This window comes from Nocardioides ultimimeridianus (assembly GCF_054777895.1).
Window position 1 is genome coordinate 252,866 of sequence record NZ_BAAHAB010000004.1, and the last position, 15,492, is coordinate 268,357.

General features: G+C 72.0%; 12 protein-coding genes. 10 read left to right on the forward strand and 2 right to left on the reverse strand.

Translation table 11 applies throughout. The features are described from left to right. Positions 1-25: 25 nt before the first annotated feature. Entirely contained in the window at positions 26-2,899 is a 2,874-nt protein-coding gene (uvrA, locus tag ACYU8V_RS03600; RefSeq protein WP_460845218.1) for an excinuclease ABC subunit UvrA, read from the forward strand. Here the strand turns inward: uvrA and ACYU8V_RS03605 are convergent. Then, positions 2,889-4,166: a tetratricopeptide repeat protein gene (locus tag ACYU8V_RS03605; RefSeq protein ID WP_460845219.1), complete on the reverse strand. Its 1,278-nt coding sequence runs from the start codon at positions 4,164-4,166 to the stop codon at positions 2,889-2,891. The genes uvrA and ACYU8V_RS03605 overlap by 11 nt on opposite strands. A gap of 97 nt (positions 4,167-4,263) precedes the next feature. Between ACYU8V_RS03605 and uvrC the strand changes: the two genes are divergently transcribed. From uvrC to ACYU8V_RS03650, 9 genes are all read left to right on the forward strand, one after another. Further along, on the forward strand, positions 4,264-6,228 hold the full coding sequence (uvrC, locus tag ACYU8V_RS03610) for an excinuclease ABC subunit UvrC (RefSeq protein WP_460845220.1): 1,965 nt from the start codon (positions 4,264-4,266) through the stop codon (positions 6,226-6,228). Beyond that, positions 6,221-7,111, forward strand: a complete 891-nt coding sequence (rapZ, locus tag ACYU8V_RS03615) for an RNase adapter RapZ (RefSeq protein WP_460845221.1) — start codon at positions 6,221-6,223, stop codon at positions 7,109-7,111. Before uvrC ends, rapZ begins: the two co-directional genes overlap by 8 nt. Before the next feature lies 1 nt (position 7,112). Continuing rightward, on the forward strand, positions 7,113-8,105 hold the full coding sequence (locus ACYU8V_RS03620) for a gluconeogenesis factor YvcK family protein (protein ID WP_460845222.1): 993 nt from the start codon (positions 7,113-7,115) through the stop codon (positions 8,103-8,105). A 54-nt stretch (positions 8,106-8,159) separates the two neighbouring features. Further along, entirely contained in the window at positions 8,160-9,146 is a 987-nt protein-coding gene (gene whiA, locus ACYU8V_RS03625) for a DNA-binding protein WhiA (protein WP_460845225.1), read from the forward strand. Between the two features lie 22 nt (positions 9,147-9,168). Continuing rightward, complete coding sequence (gene gap / locus ACYU8V_RS03630; RefSeq protein WP_460845226.1) at positions 9,169-10,173, forward strand: type I glyceraldehyde-3-phosphate dehydrogenase; 1,005 nt, start codon at positions 9,169-9,171, stop codon at positions 10,171-10,173. Then, positions 10,173-11,378, forward strand: a complete 1,206-nt coding sequence (locus ACYU8V_RS03635; RefSeq protein ID WP_460845228.1) for a phosphoglycerate kinase — start codon at positions 10,173-10,175, stop codon at positions 11,376-11,378. The genes gap and ACYU8V_RS03635 overlap by 1 nt, the downstream gene beginning before the upstream one ends. A 23-nt stretch (positions 11,379-11,401) precedes the next feature. Then, positions 11,402-12,175: a triose-phosphate isomerase gene (gene tpiA, locus ACYU8V_RS03640; protein WP_460845669.1), complete on the forward strand. Its 774-nt coding sequence runs from the start codon at positions 11,402-11,404 to the stop codon at positions 12,173-12,175. A 48-nt stretch (positions 12,176-12,223) separates the two neighbouring features. Then, positions 12,224-12,457, forward strand: coding sequence for a preprotein translocase subunit SecG (gene secG, locus ACYU8V_RS03645; protein ID WP_460792684.1), 234 nt, complete (start codon positions 12,224-12,226; stop codon positions 12,455-12,457). 64 nt (positions 12,458-12,521) lie between these two features. Further along, the gene (locus ACYU8V_RS03650; protein ID WP_460845229.1) at positions 12,522-12,881 is read left to right on the forward strand and encodes an RNA polymerase-binding protein RbpA; all 360 of its coding nucleotides are present in this window, start codon (positions 12,522-12,524) and stop codon (positions 12,879-12,881) included. Between the two features lie 406 nt (positions 12,882-13,287). Here ACYU8V_RS03650 and ACYU8V_RS03655 read toward each other — a convergent pair whose 3' ends face one another. Next, positions 13,288-15,375, reverse strand: a complete 2,088-nt coding sequence (locus ACYU8V_RS03655; protein ID WP_460845231.1) for a sortase domain-containing protein — start codon at positions 15,373-15,375, stop codon at positions 13,288-13,290. Positions 15,376-15,492: the final 117 nt, after the last annotated feature.

Consider the following 15,492-nt stretch of genomic DNA (forward strand, 5'->3'; position numbering starts at 1 on the left):
GGTGGCCGTCCGTAGGCTTGCAGGCGTGCAGGACCAGCTGATCATCCGGGGCGCCCGTGAGCACAACCTCAAGGACGTCTCGATCGACCTACCCCGTGACTCCCTCATCGTCTTCACCGGTCTCTCCGGGTCCGGCAAGTCGAGCCTGGCCTTCGACACCATCTTCGCCGAGGGCCAGCGGCGCTACGTGGAGTCGCTGTCGGCGTACGCACGTCAGTTCCTGGGTCAGATGGACAAGCCCGACGTCGACTTCATCGAGGGCCTGAGCCCGGCGGTCTCCATCGACCAGAAGTCCACGAGCAAGAACCCGCGCTCCACGGTCGGCACGATCACCGAGGTCTACGACTACCTGCGCCTGCTCTACGCGCGCGCCGGCCGGCCGCACTGTCCGACCTGCGGCGCCCCCATCGAGCGGCAGACGCCGCAGCAGATCGTCGACCGGATCCTCGCCCTCGAGGAGGGGGCCCGGTTCCAGGTCCTCGCCCCGGTGATCCGCGGCCGCAAGGGGGAGTACGTCGACCTCTTCCGCCAGCTGCAGTCCCAGGGCTTCTCCCGCGCCCGGGTCGACGGCGAGCTGCACCCGCTGGACAACCCGCCGACGCTGGACAAGAAGCTCAAGCACACGATCGAGGTCGTGGTCGACCGGCTCGCGGTCAAGGAGTCCGCGAAGCGGCGGCTCACCGACTCGGTGGAGACGGCCCTGGGCCTGGCCGGCGGGCTGGTCCTGTTCGACTTCGTCGACACCGGCGAGGAGCTGCGCTTCAGCGAGAAGATGGCGTGCCCCAACGAGCACCCCATCGACACCGACGACCTCGAGCCGCGCTCGTTCTCGTTCAACAGCCCGTTCGGCGCGTGCCCGGCCTGCACCGGCCTCGGCACCCGGATGGAGGTCGACCCCGAGCTGGTCGTCCCGGACCCGACGGCGACCCTGGCCGAGGGCGCGCTGCAGCCCTGGAGCCACGCGCACGTGGCCGACTACTTCGGCAAGCTGCTCATCGCCCTGGGCGAGGAGATCGGCTTCGACGTCGACACCCCGTGGGAGAAGCTGTCCACGAAGGCCCAGAAGTCGATCCTGGACGGCCACCCGACGAAGGTCCACGTCGTCACCCGCAACCGCTACGGGCGCGAGCGTGCCTACTACGCCGACTTCGAGGGCGTGCGGCGGTACGTCGAGCGTCGCCACCGCGAGGCCGAGAGCGACGTCAGCCGCGAGCGCATGGAGGGCTTCATGCGCGAGGTGCCGTGCCCGACCTGCCGCGGCTCGCGCCTGAAGCCGGTGTCGCTGTCGGTGACCCTCGGCGCGGAGGGCAGGAACATCGCCGAGGTCTGCGCGATGCCGATCAGCGAGGCCGCCGACTACCTGCGCAACCTCGACCTGACCGCCCGTGAGCGCCAGATCGGCGAGCGGGTGCTCAAGGAGATCCAGGAGCGGCTCAACTTCCTGCTCGACGTCGGCCTCGACTACCTGTCGCTGGACCGCCCCAGCGGCAGCCTGTCCGGCGGTGAGGCGCAGCGCATCCGCCTCGCCACGCAGATCGGCGCGGGCCTGGTCGGTGTCCTCTACGTGCTCGACGAGCCCAGCATCGGACTGCACCAGCGCGACAACCAGAAGCTGATCGAGACCCTGGTCCGGCTCAAGGACCTCGGCAACACCCTGATCGTGGTCGAGCACGACGAGGACACCATCAAGGTGGCCGACTGGATCGTCGACATCGGTCCGGGCGCCGGCGAGCACGGCGGTCAGGTCATCCACTCCGGCACGGTCCAGGGCCTGCTCGAGCACCGCGACTCGCTGACGGGGCAGTACCTCTCGGGCCGCCGCGAGATCGCCGTGCCGGCGGTCCGCCGCCCGCGCACCATCGGCCGCGAGCTCAAGGTGATCGGCGCCAAGGAGCACAACCTGCGCAACGTCGACGTGGCGTTCCCGCTGGGGATGTTCGTCGCCGTGACGGGCGTGTCCGGGTCCGGCAAGTCCACGCTGGTCAACGACATCCTCTACACCTCGCTGGCCAAGCAGATCTACGGCGCGCGCACCATCCCGGGGCGCCACCAGAAGATCACCGGGCTGGAGCACGTCGACAAGGTCATCCACGTCGACCAGTCGCCGATCGGGCGGACGCCGCGGAGCAACCCGGCGACGTACACCGGCGTCTTCGACCACGTTCGCAAGCTCTTCGCCCAGACCCCCGAGGCGAAGGTCCGCGGCTACCTGCAGGGCCGGTTCTCGTTCAACGTCAAGGGCGGCCGCTGCGAGGCGTGCGCGGGCGACGGCACGATCAAGATCGAGATGAACTTCCTGCCGGACGTCTACGTCCCGTGCGAGGTCTGCCACGGCGCCCGCTACAACCGCGAGACGCTGGAGGTCCACTACAAGGGCAAGACCATCTCCGACGTGCTGGACATGCCGATCGAGGAGGCCGCCGACTTCTTCGCCGCGGTCCCCGCGATCGCGCGGCACATGAAGACGCTGTGCGAGGTGGGGCTCGGCTACGTCCGCCTCGGCCAGCCGGCGACCACCCTGTCCGGCGGCGAGGCGCAGCGCGTCAAGCTCGCCGCGGAGCTGCAGAAGCGGTCGACCGGCCGCACGGTCTACGTGCTGGACGAGCCCACGACCGGCCTGCACTTCGAGGACATCCGCAAGCTGCTCGGGGTGCTGTCCAGCCTGGTCGACAAGGGCAACTCGGTCCTGGTCATCGAGCACAACCTCGACGTCATCAAGACCGCCGACTGGATCGTCGACATGGGCCCGGAGGGCGGCTCCCGCGGTGGCACCGTGGTCGCGCAGGGCAGCCCCGAGGACATCGTGAAGGTGCCCGAGAGCCACACCGGCGCGTTCCTCAAGCCGCTGCTGGAGGGCCGGGAGGCGAAGCAGACCCGCGCCAAGCGGGTCAAGAGCTGACGGTCGCCCGCCAGCGGGCATCGCGCGGGGAGCGGCGCCGGTCCAGCCGAGCATCGAGCACGGTCCGCGCCTCGTCCCACCGCTCCGCGCGGAGGAGGGCCGCGATCCGTGCCTCCTCGACGATCTCGCGCTGGGCGTCGGAGCCGCCGAGCCGCCAGACCTGGGGCGCCAGCCGGGCCAACCGGTCGGCCGCCTCGGAGCAGCCGCCGCGCGCCATGCTCGCCAGGGCCTCGCCGAGCGGGGCGACGACCTCGCGGAACGTCGGGTGCTCGTGCATCGATGCCCACCGCGCGAGCTCGTCGAGCGCGTCGGCGTCCCCACACGCGAGCCGGGCCGTCGCGGCGTGCATCGCGAGGAAGGGCGTGGCCGGCTGCTCGAGGGTGCCGGGGCGGGTGGCGGCGAGGATCTCGCCGAAGTCCGGTACGTCGCACGCCTCGGGGGTCAGCGCCCAGCGGAACAGCAGCGAGCCGCCATCGACCAGCGCCCGGCAGCCGACCGCGCCGTGCGGGTCGAGCTGGCTGCGGTAGCGGCGACGTACGGCGTCCAGGTCGCCCAGCGACAGCTCGTGCATGGCGGCGTGCCAGGCGAAGTGCGACAGCGACTCGGTCCGGGCACCGTCGGCCACGACCCACTCGCTCATCCAGGCCAGGCCGGCCTCGTGGTCGCCGGTCTCGTAGTGGGCGTGCGCGCGGGCGTGGGCGGAGTGGCCCGCGCCGGGCTCCACGGCGAGCGAGGCGCACGAGAGGGACATGGCCTCGTCGAAGCGACACTGCTCCTGCCGCATGAAGGCCAGCAGCCCGGCGTACCACCAGTCGTCGCCGTACGCCGGCGCGGCACCCTCGACGATGGCCCACGCCTGCTCGGGGACCTCGGTGGCTCCCGCGAACGCGATGGTCGGCACCGCGATCGAGAGCAGCAGGGCGTCCCCGGGGTACTCGCGGACGTGCCGCAGCAGCGGCCCGGTCTCGCCCTCGAGGTAGCAGGTGAGGGCGTAGATGTGCGAGCGCTCGCGGTCACACGCCCGGCCCGCGTGCACGCGGGCCCGCGAGATGCGCGCCGCCACGTCGACGGGTGCGCCCATCTCGTGGCCGAGCAGCGCGAGCGCCGCGTGCCCGAGCGCGAACGCCGGGTCGTGCGCGATCGCCTCGGCGAAGTGGTCGACCGCTCCGGTGCGCAGGCGCAGCACGTCCAGCAGGCCTTCGGTGTACGCCGCCGCAGCGGCCGGCGAGGTGCTCAGCCGCAGGCCGTAGGGATCCGCGGAGTACATGGAACAACACTAGTCCAGTGCACTTTGATTTCCTGTCTTCTCGACGGCATGGCGGAGCGATGGGTCGGGTGTCCGTGTCGCTCCGTAGGGTGGGTGCGTGCCGCTGCTCAACCGCCCCCGGACCGGGGACATCCCCACCGAGCCGGGGGTCTACCGCTGGCGCGACAAGTCGGGCCGGGTCATCTACGTCGGCAAGGCGAAGAACCTGCGGGCGCGGCTGACGTCGTACTTCCAGGATGTCTCGAACCTGCACCCGCGGACCGCGACCATGGTGACGACCGCCGCGACCGTCGAGTGGACGGTCGTCAAGACCGAGGTCGAGGCGCTGCAGCTGGAGTACTCCTGGATCAAGGAGTTCGACCCGCGGTTCAACGTGAAGTACCGCGACGACAAGTCCTACCCGTGGCTGGCGGTGACGGTGGGCGAGGAGTTCCCGCGGGTGATGGTGGGCCGCGGGGCCAAGCGCCGAGGCACCCGCTACTTCGGCCCGTACAGCCACGCCTGGGCGATCCGCGAGACCGTCGACATCCTGCTTCGCGTCTTCCCGATGCGCTCGTGCAGCAACGGCGTCTTCAAGCGGTCCGGCCAGATCGGGCGGCCATGCCTGCTCGGCTACATCGACAAGTGCTCGGCGCCGTGCGTGGGCCAGATCAGCCCCGAGGACCACCGCGCGATCGTCGACGACTTCTGCGAGTTCATGGCCGGGCGGACCGCCGCGTTCACGCGGCGCATCGAGAAGGAGATGTACGCCGCCTCCGAGGCGCTCGACTTCGAGAAGGCGGCCCGGCTGCGTGACGACCTCGGCGCGATGCACAAGGCGCTCGAGAAGCAGGCCGTGGTGCTCGGCGACGGCGCCGACGCCGACGTGATCGCCCTCGCCGAGGACCCCCTCGAGGTCGCGGTCCAGATCTTCTACGTGCGCGGCGGCCGGATCCGCGGTCAGCGCGGCTGGGTCGCCGATCGGACCGAGGAGGGCGACACCGGGGACCTGGTCGAGACCTTCCTGCTCCAGCTGTACGGCGGGGTCGACCGCGACGAGGCCCGCGACGCCGTGCCGCGCGAGATCCTGGTGCCCGCGCTGCCGCCGGACCTCGCCACCTTCGAGCAGCTGCTCGGCGACCTGCGGGGGAGCCGGGTCGAGATCCGGGTCCCGCAGCGCGGCGACAAGAAGGCGCTGCAGGCCACCGTGGCGCGCAACGCGAACGAGTCCCTCGCCCTCCACAAGACCAAGCGGGCCAGCGACCTGACCACCCGCAACCAGGCCCTGGCCGAGATCGCCGACGCGCTCGAGCTGGACGAGGCGCCGCTGCGGATCGAGTGCTACGACGTCTCCCACCTGCAGGGCACCGAGATCGTGGCCTCGATGGTGGTGTTCGAGGACGGACTGTCCCGCAAGGGGGAGTACCGCCGGTTCGTGATCAAGGACCAGGACGGGTCCGACGACGTGAAGGCGATGCACGAGGTCATCACCCGGCGCTTCAAGCGGCTCCTGGACGAGCAGGCCAACTCCGAGCTCCGTGCCGGCGACGGGACGCAGGGGCCGATGCTGGTCGACCCCGACACCGGCCGGCCGCGCAAGTTCGCCTATGCGCCGGGCCTGGTGGTCGTCGACGGCGGCGCGCCCCAGGTGGCCGCGGCCAAGCGGGCCCTCGACGAGCTCGGCATCGACGACATCCCGGTCTGCGGGCTGGCCAAGCGGCTGGAGGAGGTGTGGCTGCCCGGCGAGGAGGACCCGGTCATCCTGCCCCGCACCTCGGAGGGCCTCTACCTGCTGCAGCGGGTGCGCGACGAGGCCCACCGGTTCGCGATCACCCACCACCGCAACCGGCGGTCGTCCTCGATGGTCGAGTCGGTGCTGGACGACGTACCGGGGCTGGGAGAGGTACGCCGCAAGACCCTGCTGCGCCACTTCGGGTCCCTCAAGAAGCTCCGCACCGCGACCGTCGAGGAGCTGGCGATCGTGCCGGGCATCGGACCGCGCACCGCGGCCGCGATCAAGGACGCGGTGACGCTCGACGACGCGAAGCGCTCCGCGACCCGGAAGAATGGCAGCCATGACTGACGCACCGCCGCCCGGCGACGGCCAGGGCCACGGCCAGCTCGTGGTCGTGACCGGCATGACCGGCGCCGGCCGCAGCACGGCCGCCAAGGAGCTGGAGGACCTCGGGTTCTTCGTCGTGGACAACCTCCCGCCCAGCGTGCTGCCCGAGGTGGTGCGCCTGGTGGACGAGAGCCAGGGCCCGCGCCAGCCGATCGCGGTCGTGGTCGACGTACGCTCCGGCTCGTTCTTCCAGAGCCTCGCCAACACCCTCGCCCAGGGCGTGGCGGGCCGCGACACGACGCTGCTGTACCTCGACGCCAGTGACGAGGTGCTCGTACGCCGCCAGGAGGCCGCCCGCCGCCCGCACCCGCTCCAGGAGGGCGGCCGGCTGCTGGACGGCGTCCACCGGGAGCGGGTCGCCCTCAGCGACCTGCGCAGCGGCGCCGACCTGGTCATCGACACCAGCAACATCAACATCCACCAGCTCACGTCCCGCATCGCCGAGGCGTTCGGCACCCACGACGCGACCCGGCTGCGGGTCTCGGTCGTGAGCTTCGGGTTCAAGTACGGCATCCCGATCGACGCCGACTACGTCGCGGACATGCGGTTCCTGCCCAACCCGTTCTGGGTGCCGGAGCTGCGCAATCACACCGGCCAGGACGACGACGTGGCCGAGTTCGTGAAGTCCCAGCCGGGCGCCGAGGAGTTCCTGCAGGGCTACGTCCCTGTGCTCACCGGTGTCGCCGAGGGCTACCTGCGCGAGGGCAAGCGGTTCTTCCGGGTCGCGGTCGGCTGCACGGGCGGCAAGCACCGCAGCGTCGCGATGAGCGAGGAGATCGCCCGGCGGCTGCGGGACCTGGGCTACCTCGCCGGCGCCATCCACCGCGACCTCGGGCGGGAGTGACGTGGCGGAGCTCGCATTCGGTGACCGCGCGCAGGCGGTCGTCGCGCTCGGTGGCGGCCACGGCCTGCACGCCTCGTTGAGCGCGCTGCGGCACCTGGTCGACGACCTGACCCTCGACGAGCTGACGGCCATCGTCACCGTCGCCGACAACGGCGGCTCGTCGGGACGGCTCCGCGGGCAGTTCGACGTGCTGCCGCCCGGCGACCTGCGGATGGCGCTGGCGGCGCTCTGCGGCGACGACGAGTGGGGCGCGACCTGGGCGCGGCTGCTGCAGCACCGCTTCGCGGGCGACGGCGACATGCGCGACCACGTGGTCGGCAACCTGCTCATCGTCGGCCTGTGGGAACTGCTCGGTGACCACGTGGACGCGCTGGACTGGGTCGGCCGGCTGCTCGGCGCCAAGGGCCGGGTGCTGCCCATGGCGCTGACCCCGATGGACATCACCGCCGAGGTCCGCGGCCTCGTGCCCGACGACCCCGACGCGCTGGTGGCCGTGCGCGGCCAGGTCGAGGTGGCGACCACCGACGGCGTGATCGCCTCGGTCGCCCTCGTGCCCAAGGATCCCGAGGTCAGCCCCGCCGCCATCACCGCGATCGAGGAGGCCGACTGGGCCGTGCTCGGGCCGGGATCCTGGTTCACCTCGGTCATCCCGCACCTGCTGGTGCCCCAGTTGCGCGACGCCCTGGTCCGTACGACGGCCCGGCTGGTCGTGGTGCTCAACCTGGCCGAGCAGCCGGGGGAGACCGGCGGCTTCGGGCCGGCCGACCACCTCGGCGTACTCCTCGAGCACGCGCCGGACCTCACCATCGACACCGTCATCGCCGACCGGGCGGGCGTCGGCAGCGACGCCGAGCAGCAGGCCGAGCTGGAGCAGATGGTGGCCACCCTCGGCGCCCGACTCGTCCTCGACGACATCGCCGCCGAGGACGGGAGCCCACGCCACGACGTCATCCGGCTCGCGGCGACGTACGCCCGTGTGTTCGCCGGAGGCTGAGAAAGCGACGACTCCGGTCCGAGGGTCGTTGACGCGCATGCGAGGATCGTCCCCATGGCAATGACCGGTCAGGTGAAGGCGGAGCTCTCGGCGATCCCGGTCACGAAGGTGTGTTGTCGCAAGGCCGAGGTCGCCTCGACCCTGCGCTTCGCCGGAGGCCTGCACATCGTGGGCGGCCGGATCGTCGTCGAGGCCGAGCTGGACACCGGTGCGGCCGCGCGGCGGCTGCGCAAGGGCATCTCCGAGATCTACGGCCAGTCCTCCGACGTGGTGATGGTGCAGGGCAACGGGCTGCGCAAGGGCAGCCGCTACATCGTCCGCGTGGTGCGCGACGGTGAGGCGCTGGCGCGGCAGACGGGTCTGCTGGACCAGCGTGGCCGTCCGGTCCGCGGCCTGCCGCCGGCGGTCGTCTCCGGCGGTGCGTGCGACGCCGTGGCGGCCTGGCGGGGCGCGTTCCTCGCCCACGGCTCGCTGACCGAGCCGGGGCGCTCGTCCTCGCTCGAGGTCACCTGCCCCGGCTCCGAGGCCGCCCTCGCACTGGTGGGTGTCTCGCGCCGGCTCGGCATCCAGGCCAAGGCCCGCGAGGTCCGCGGCGTCGACCGGGTCGTCATCCGCGACGGCGACGCCATCGGCCAGCTGCTCACGCGCCTCGGTGCCCACGAGACGCTGATGGCCTGGGAGGAGCGGCGGATGCGCCGCGAGGTCCGGGCGACCGCCAACCGGCTCGCGAACTTCGACGACGCCAACCTGCGCCGCTCGGCGCGCGCCGCGGTCACCGCCGGCGCCCGGGTCGAGCGCGCCATGGAGATCCTGGGCGACGAGGTCCCGGACCACCTCAAGCTGGCCGGCACGCTGCGCCTCGAGCACAAGAACGCCTCGCTCGAGGAGCTCGGCCAACTGCACGAACCCGCGCTCACCAAGGACGCCATCGCGGGCCGCATCCGGCGGTTGCTGGCGATGGCGGACAAGAAGGCCGAGGAGCTCGGGGTACCCGACACCGAAGCCTCGCTGACACCGGAGATGCTCGTCGACGAGGGTTGACCACTACAGGAGGAGCTCGATCGTGACTGTGCGTGTAGGAATCAACGGATTCGGCCGGATCGGCCGCAACTTCTTCCGCGCGGTGCGGGAGAGCGGACTCGACATCGAGATCGTGGCGGTCAACGACCTGACCGACACCGCGACCCTCGCCCACCTGCTCAAGTACGACTCGATCCTGGGGCGCCTGGACGCCGACGTGAAGGCCACCGACGCGTCGATCACCGTCGGTGACGCCGAGATCGCGGTGATGGCCGAGCGCGATCCCGCGCAGCTGAAGTGGGGCGACCACGGCGTCGACGTGGTGGTGGAGTCGACCGGCTTCTTCACCGACGCGACCAAGGCGCGCGCGCACGTCGACGGCGGCGGCGCGAAGAAGGTCATCATCTCCGCGCCCGCCACCAACGAGGACGCCACGATCGTCATGGGCGTCAACCAGGACGTCTACGACCCGGAGCGGCACACGGTCATCTCCAACGCGTCCTGCACCACCAACTGCCTGGCCCCGATGGCGAAGGCGCTGCACGACGCGATCGGCATCGAGCGCGGCCTGATGACCACGGTGCACGCCTACACCGCAGACCAGAACCTGCAGGACAACATCCACAAGGACCTGCGCCGCGCCCGCGCCGCCGCGATCAACATCGTGCCCACGTCGACCGGGGCGGCGAAGGCGATCGGCCTGGTCATGCCCGAGCTCAAGGGCAAGCTGGACGGCTACGCGCTCCGGGTGCCGACGCCGACCAGCTCGCTGACCGACCTGTCGTTCACCGCGTCGCGGGAGACCAGCGTCGAGGAGGTCAACGACGCGGTGCGGGCCGCGGCCGACGGCCGGATCCTGAAGTACTCCACCGATCCGATCGTCTCCTCCGACATCGTCACCGACTCCGCGTCCTGCATCTTCGACGCGCCCCTGACCAAGGTGATCGGCGACCAGGTGAAGGTCGCCGGCTGGTACGACAACGAGTGGGGCTACTCCAACCGGCTCGCCGACCTCGTGGTCCACGTAGGCGCTACGCTCCCGGCCTGATGCCTACCTACAACGTTCTCGACGACGCGTTCCTCTCCAGCCTCGCCGGCAAGCGGGTCCTGGTCCGATCCGACCTCAACGTCCCCCTGGACGGAACGACCATCACCGACGACGGCCGCATCCGCGCCAGCGTGCCGACCATCCAGAAGCTGGCCGCGGCCGGCGCGCGGGTGGTGGTGACCGCCCACCTGGGCCGGCCGAAGGGTGAGCCCGACCCGGCGTACTCCCTGGCGCCGGTAGCCGCCCGCCTCGGCGAGCTGCTCGGTGCCGAGGTCGCGTTCGCGACCGACACGGTCGGCGAGTCCGCGCGCACCGTCGTCGCGGGCCTGGCCGACGGCCAGGTCGCGCTGCTGGAGAACGTCCGGTTCAACGGCGGCGAGACCAGCAAGGACGACGTCGAGCGGGGTGCCTTCGCGGACCGGCTCGCCGGGCTCGCGGACGTCTTCGTCTCCGACGGCTTCGGTGTCGTGCACCGCAAGCAGGCGAGCGTGTACGACGTGGCGCAGCGTCTCCCGCACGCCATGGGCACCCTCGTCGCCGCGGAGATCGACGTCCTGCGCCGGCTCACCGAGAGCCCCGAGCGGCCCTACGTCGTGGTGCTGGGCGGCTCGAAGGTCTCCGACAAGCTCGGCGTCATCGACAACCTGCTCGGCAAGGCCGACAAGCTGCTCATTGGCGGCGGGATGGTCTTCACCTTCCTCAAGGCCCAGGGCCACGAGGTCGGAAAGAGCCTGCTCGAGGAGGACCAGATCCCCACGTGCCTGGAGTACCTCCAACGCGCCGCGGACACCGGCGTCGAGATCGTGCTGCCGACCGACATCGTCGTGGCGGACGCCTTCGGTGACGAGGCATCGGCCCGTGTCGTGCGCGCCGACGAGATCCCCGCGGACGCCCTGGGGCTCGACATCGGCCCGGAGTCGGGCGCGGCCTTCGCCGCCGCGCTGGCCGACGCGCGGACCGTCTTCTGGAACGGCCCGATGGGCGTCTTCGAGCAGCCCGCCTTCGCCGAGGGCACCCGTGCCGTGGCCGAGGCGCTGACGAAGACCGACGGGCTCTCCGTCGTCGGCGGTGGCGACTCCGCCGCGGCCGTCCGCACGCTCGGGTTCGACGAGGCCGCGTTCGGCCACATCTCGACCGGCGGTGGCGCGAGCCTGGAGTACCTCGAGGGCAAGCAGCTCCCCGGCATCACCGTCCTGGAGGACTGACCGTGACCGTGCGCACCCCGCTGATGGCGGGCAACTGGAAGATGAACCTCAACCACGCCGAGGCCGTGGCGCTCGTCCAGAAGCTGGCGTTCACGCTGGCGGACAAGCGCCACGACTACGGCAAGGCCGAGGTCGCGGTCATCCCGCCGTTCACCGACATCCGCTCGGTCCAGACCGTGATCGACGGTGACCGGCTCGCGCTGCGGTACGGCGCCCAGGACGTCTCCACCCACGAGAGCGGCGCCTACACCGGCGAGATCTCCGCCGGGATGCTGGCGAAGCTCGGGTGCTCCTACGTCATCGTCGGCCACTCCGAGCGCCGCGAGTACCACGCCGAGACCGACGCGATCGTCGCCGCCAAGGCGAAGGCCGCGCTGGGTGCGGGCATGACCCCGATCGTGTGCGTCGGCGAGGGGCTGGAGGTGCGCCAAGCGGGCGAGCAGGTGCCCTTCACCATGGCGCAGATCGAGGGTTCGCTGGCAGGGCTGAGCAAGAAGCAGGTTGCCGGCCTGGTCATCGCCTACGAGCCGGTCTGGGCGATCGGCACCGGTGAGGTCGCCACGCCCGAGGACGCCCAGGAGGTCTGCGAGGCCATCCGCGGCCAGGTCCGCGAGTCGTACGGCGACGAGGCCGCCGACAGCGTGCGCATCCTGTACGGCGGCTCGGTCAAGGCGGCCAACGTCGCCGGCATCATGGCCAAGGCCGACGTCGACGGCTGCCTCGTCGGCGGAGCCAGCCTGCAGGCCGACGAGTTCGGCGGGATCTGCCGGTTCTACGACATGCCGTCTCTCGGCTGACCCTCGGTGCGAGACCGTGCCGATCCCTGACGTAGGATTCCCACCGTGTTGTCGACGCTCCTGACCATCCTGCTCATCATCTGCAGCGTCCTGCTGATCATGCTGGTGCTGCTGCACAAGGGCCGTGGTGGCGGACTCTCGGACATGTTCGGCGGCGGCGTCTCGAGCTCGCTCGGCGGCTCGTCGGTCGCAGAACGCAACCTCGATCGGTTCACGATCGGCATCGGGATCATCTGGTTCGCCTGTGTGATCGCGCTGGGCCTCCTGTTGGCCTACCAGTAAGAACCGATCGACCTCCGGCGCGCCGACGGCCGCCGGATCTGGAACGTGAGTTGAGGAGAGTCCTTTGGCCGGTGGTGGCAACGCGATCCGCGGTAGTCGGGTCGGCGCAGGTCCGATGGGTGAGGCCGAGCGTGGCGAGGCTGCGCCGCGGCAGGCGGTCACCTACTTCTGCGCCAACGAGCACCGCACGGTGATCTCGTTCTCCGTGGAGGCGGCGGTCCCCGACTCCTGGGACTGCCCCAAGTGCGGCCTGCCCGCCGGCCTCGACTCGGAGAACGCCCCTCCGCCGACCAAGAACGAGCCCTACAAGACCCACCTGGCCTACGTGAAGGAGCGTCGCTCCGACAAGGAGGCCCAGGTGATCCTCGAGGACGCCATCCAGCTGCTGCGCTCGCGCCGCAAGTCGGGCGAAATCGTCTTCTAGTCGTATTGGCGCGAGCGCGTCGCCGCTGATCGGCGCCTTGCTCGGCTTGCGTCCCTCGGCTCCTCCGGTCGCTGGCGCTCCCTGCGTCGCCTCGTGCCGCGCACCTCGCAACCGGCGCCGGCGGCGCCGCGCTGCCGCGCACGCGGTTGGCTTCCGTAGGTCCGGCCTTGGTCTGGCGGCAGGACTCGGTTGTTGGCGCGAGCGCGTCGCCGCTGATCGGCGCCTTGCTCGGCTTGCGTCCCTCGGCTCCTCCGGTCGCTGGCGCTCCCTGCGTCGCCTCGTGCCGCGCACCTCGCAACCGGCGCCGGCGGCGCCGCGCTGCCGCGCACGCGGTTGGCTTCCGTAGGTCTGGCCTTGGTCTGGCGGCAAGACGTTCCTAGGGGTGTGTGGCTGCTGCTCTGCACGCTCACGTCCGTAGTGGCACGGCGGTGACGACGAGGTTGCGGCGGTAGTGGAACGCTCCACCGGGGCCGGTCACCTCGTCGGTGCAGGTGATGAGGACCAGGCGCCGCGCCAGGTGCTGGGAGAAGAGGCTCCGCGGTAGGCGGCGCCGGTCATAGGACCGGACGGCGACGACCCGCCAGCGGCTGGTGATCCCGGCCCAGGTGGTGGCGACCACCGCCCCCACCCGCGTACGCCGGAGCCGGGCGAACGGGCCGAGGCGGTCGTGGTCGTCGGAGACGTGGCCGGCGACGATCGTCGTCCCGGCCAGGGCGTCGAGGCGCGCCCCACCGGTCCACCATCCGCCGACGTCGACCGACGGGGGAGTGAGCGTCGCCGCACGGAACGCCATGGGCGACAGCGGGACGACACTGCTGCTCCCGGGGATGCGCACGCCGGCCGCCGTCCCGGTGGTCCGCAGGCCACGTGCGGCCCTGCGGGAGCCTCCCGTGTCGACGTACGGATGCGCCGGCACGCCCACGGTGCGCGGAGTGACGGCGGCCGTCTCGGCCGCGACGCCGGGCCGGGTCCAGGCGCTGGCGACGGAGAGCCGCGTCGCCTCGAGCCGCTCCTGGTAGGTGTAGCAACCGCCCCGCCGTGCGACCCGCCGGCCGATCACGGTCCTGACGCCCCCGAAGATCGTCAGCTCACCGGAGGCGTACGTCGGTGCTCCGGCCCAGTCGGCACCCGCGCAGGTGTCGCCCACTGGGGCGACCGGTCCGACCAGCCGCCAGTGCACGCGGACCGCGACGCCGACCGGAAGGCCCGTCACGGTCACCGCGTCGTGCAGCGGTCCGCCCACCGCGGTCCGTCGCGACGACACCTGCGTGCTCACCCCGGGACGGGCCAGCACCAGGACGGTCTCGGTCGTCTCGCCGGGTGGGGTCCACGACGTCGTACGGGTGGACGAGGAGGCGTCGAGCCGCTCGACGTAGGTGTAGCAGCCGGCGACGCGGATCGTCGTCGTCCCGACCTGGTACGTGCCGTCGCCGGTCGTCGTGAAGCCGCCCGCGCCCGCGACCGCCGCACCGGCCCAGGTCGCGTCGGCACAGCCCGACGTGCCGGGCGCGACCGGCCCGAGCAGCCGCCAATGGCCGGACAGCGTCGCGCCCTGGGAGCCGCTCACGGTGACCGCGTCGGAGACGACTGCTCCGACGGTGGATCGGGTGACGCTGACGGTCGTCCTCAGCGTGGGACGCGGGAGCGGGGGCAGCGCGGACCCGGCGGTCCGGACCACGGCGCCGGCCCCGACGGCTACGCGCTGGTAGCGGGCGCCGCTGCGCACCAGCTCGTAGCCGGAGGCGGGGACGGCGGCGTACCGCACCCGCAGGTGTACGGCGCCGCCGCCACTGCGCTGCCAGCGCGGACCCCCACCGGCGGCCGCGCCCCGCCAGGTGCGCCTGCCGTCGTCGAAGGTCCCGCCGGTCAACCGGATCGTCGCCTCGACGCCCGGCACCGCGACTCCGGAGTCCGTCCGCACCGCCACCCCGATGACCCTGGTTGCGCCGAGGACCGGACGCTGGGCGAGGTAGCGACCGCTGGCGGAGGCGTGCGCCCGCAGGTCGGCGAGCAGCGCCCGGTGGCGGTGCTGGATGCGGCGGAACAGCCCTCCGTCCTCGTGCCGTACGACGGACAGGTGCCGCCGCATCCGCACGCGACCCGAGTTCAGCCGGAGGTCCAGGCCCACCGCCCACCACAGCGCCGCCGCCGTGACGGGGTCACGCCGCGCGGCCGGCAGGTAGCGCGACAGCAGGTAGCCCGCCCGCGGGTCGTGGCGGCGGGCGTCATGCCCCGCGTGGCGCGGCCACACCCGGTGGCCGGTGTCCAGGCAGATGCCGTAGCGGCCGTCGGGCAGCCGCGCGATGCCGAGCGCGGCGCCGCCAGCGGTCACGTAGCCCACGAACCCCGGCTCCGTCGTCATGCCGGGCCCGAGCACCTGACGCGCGACCGGCGGCGGCAGCGGTGGTGGGGCGGCGTCGGCCCGACCGGTCGGGACCAGCGCGAGGCAGACGAGCAGGGCGAGGAGCAGCGGGAGGCGGCACAGCTTGTTCATGCCGCTGATGCTGTTCGCCGACCCCGACATCCCGGGCCGGCCCGGTGCGGGCCTGTGGACAGCGCGCGTCATCCACAGTCGGCGCGCCCGGAACCGGCACGCCGTGTGACGCGAGGG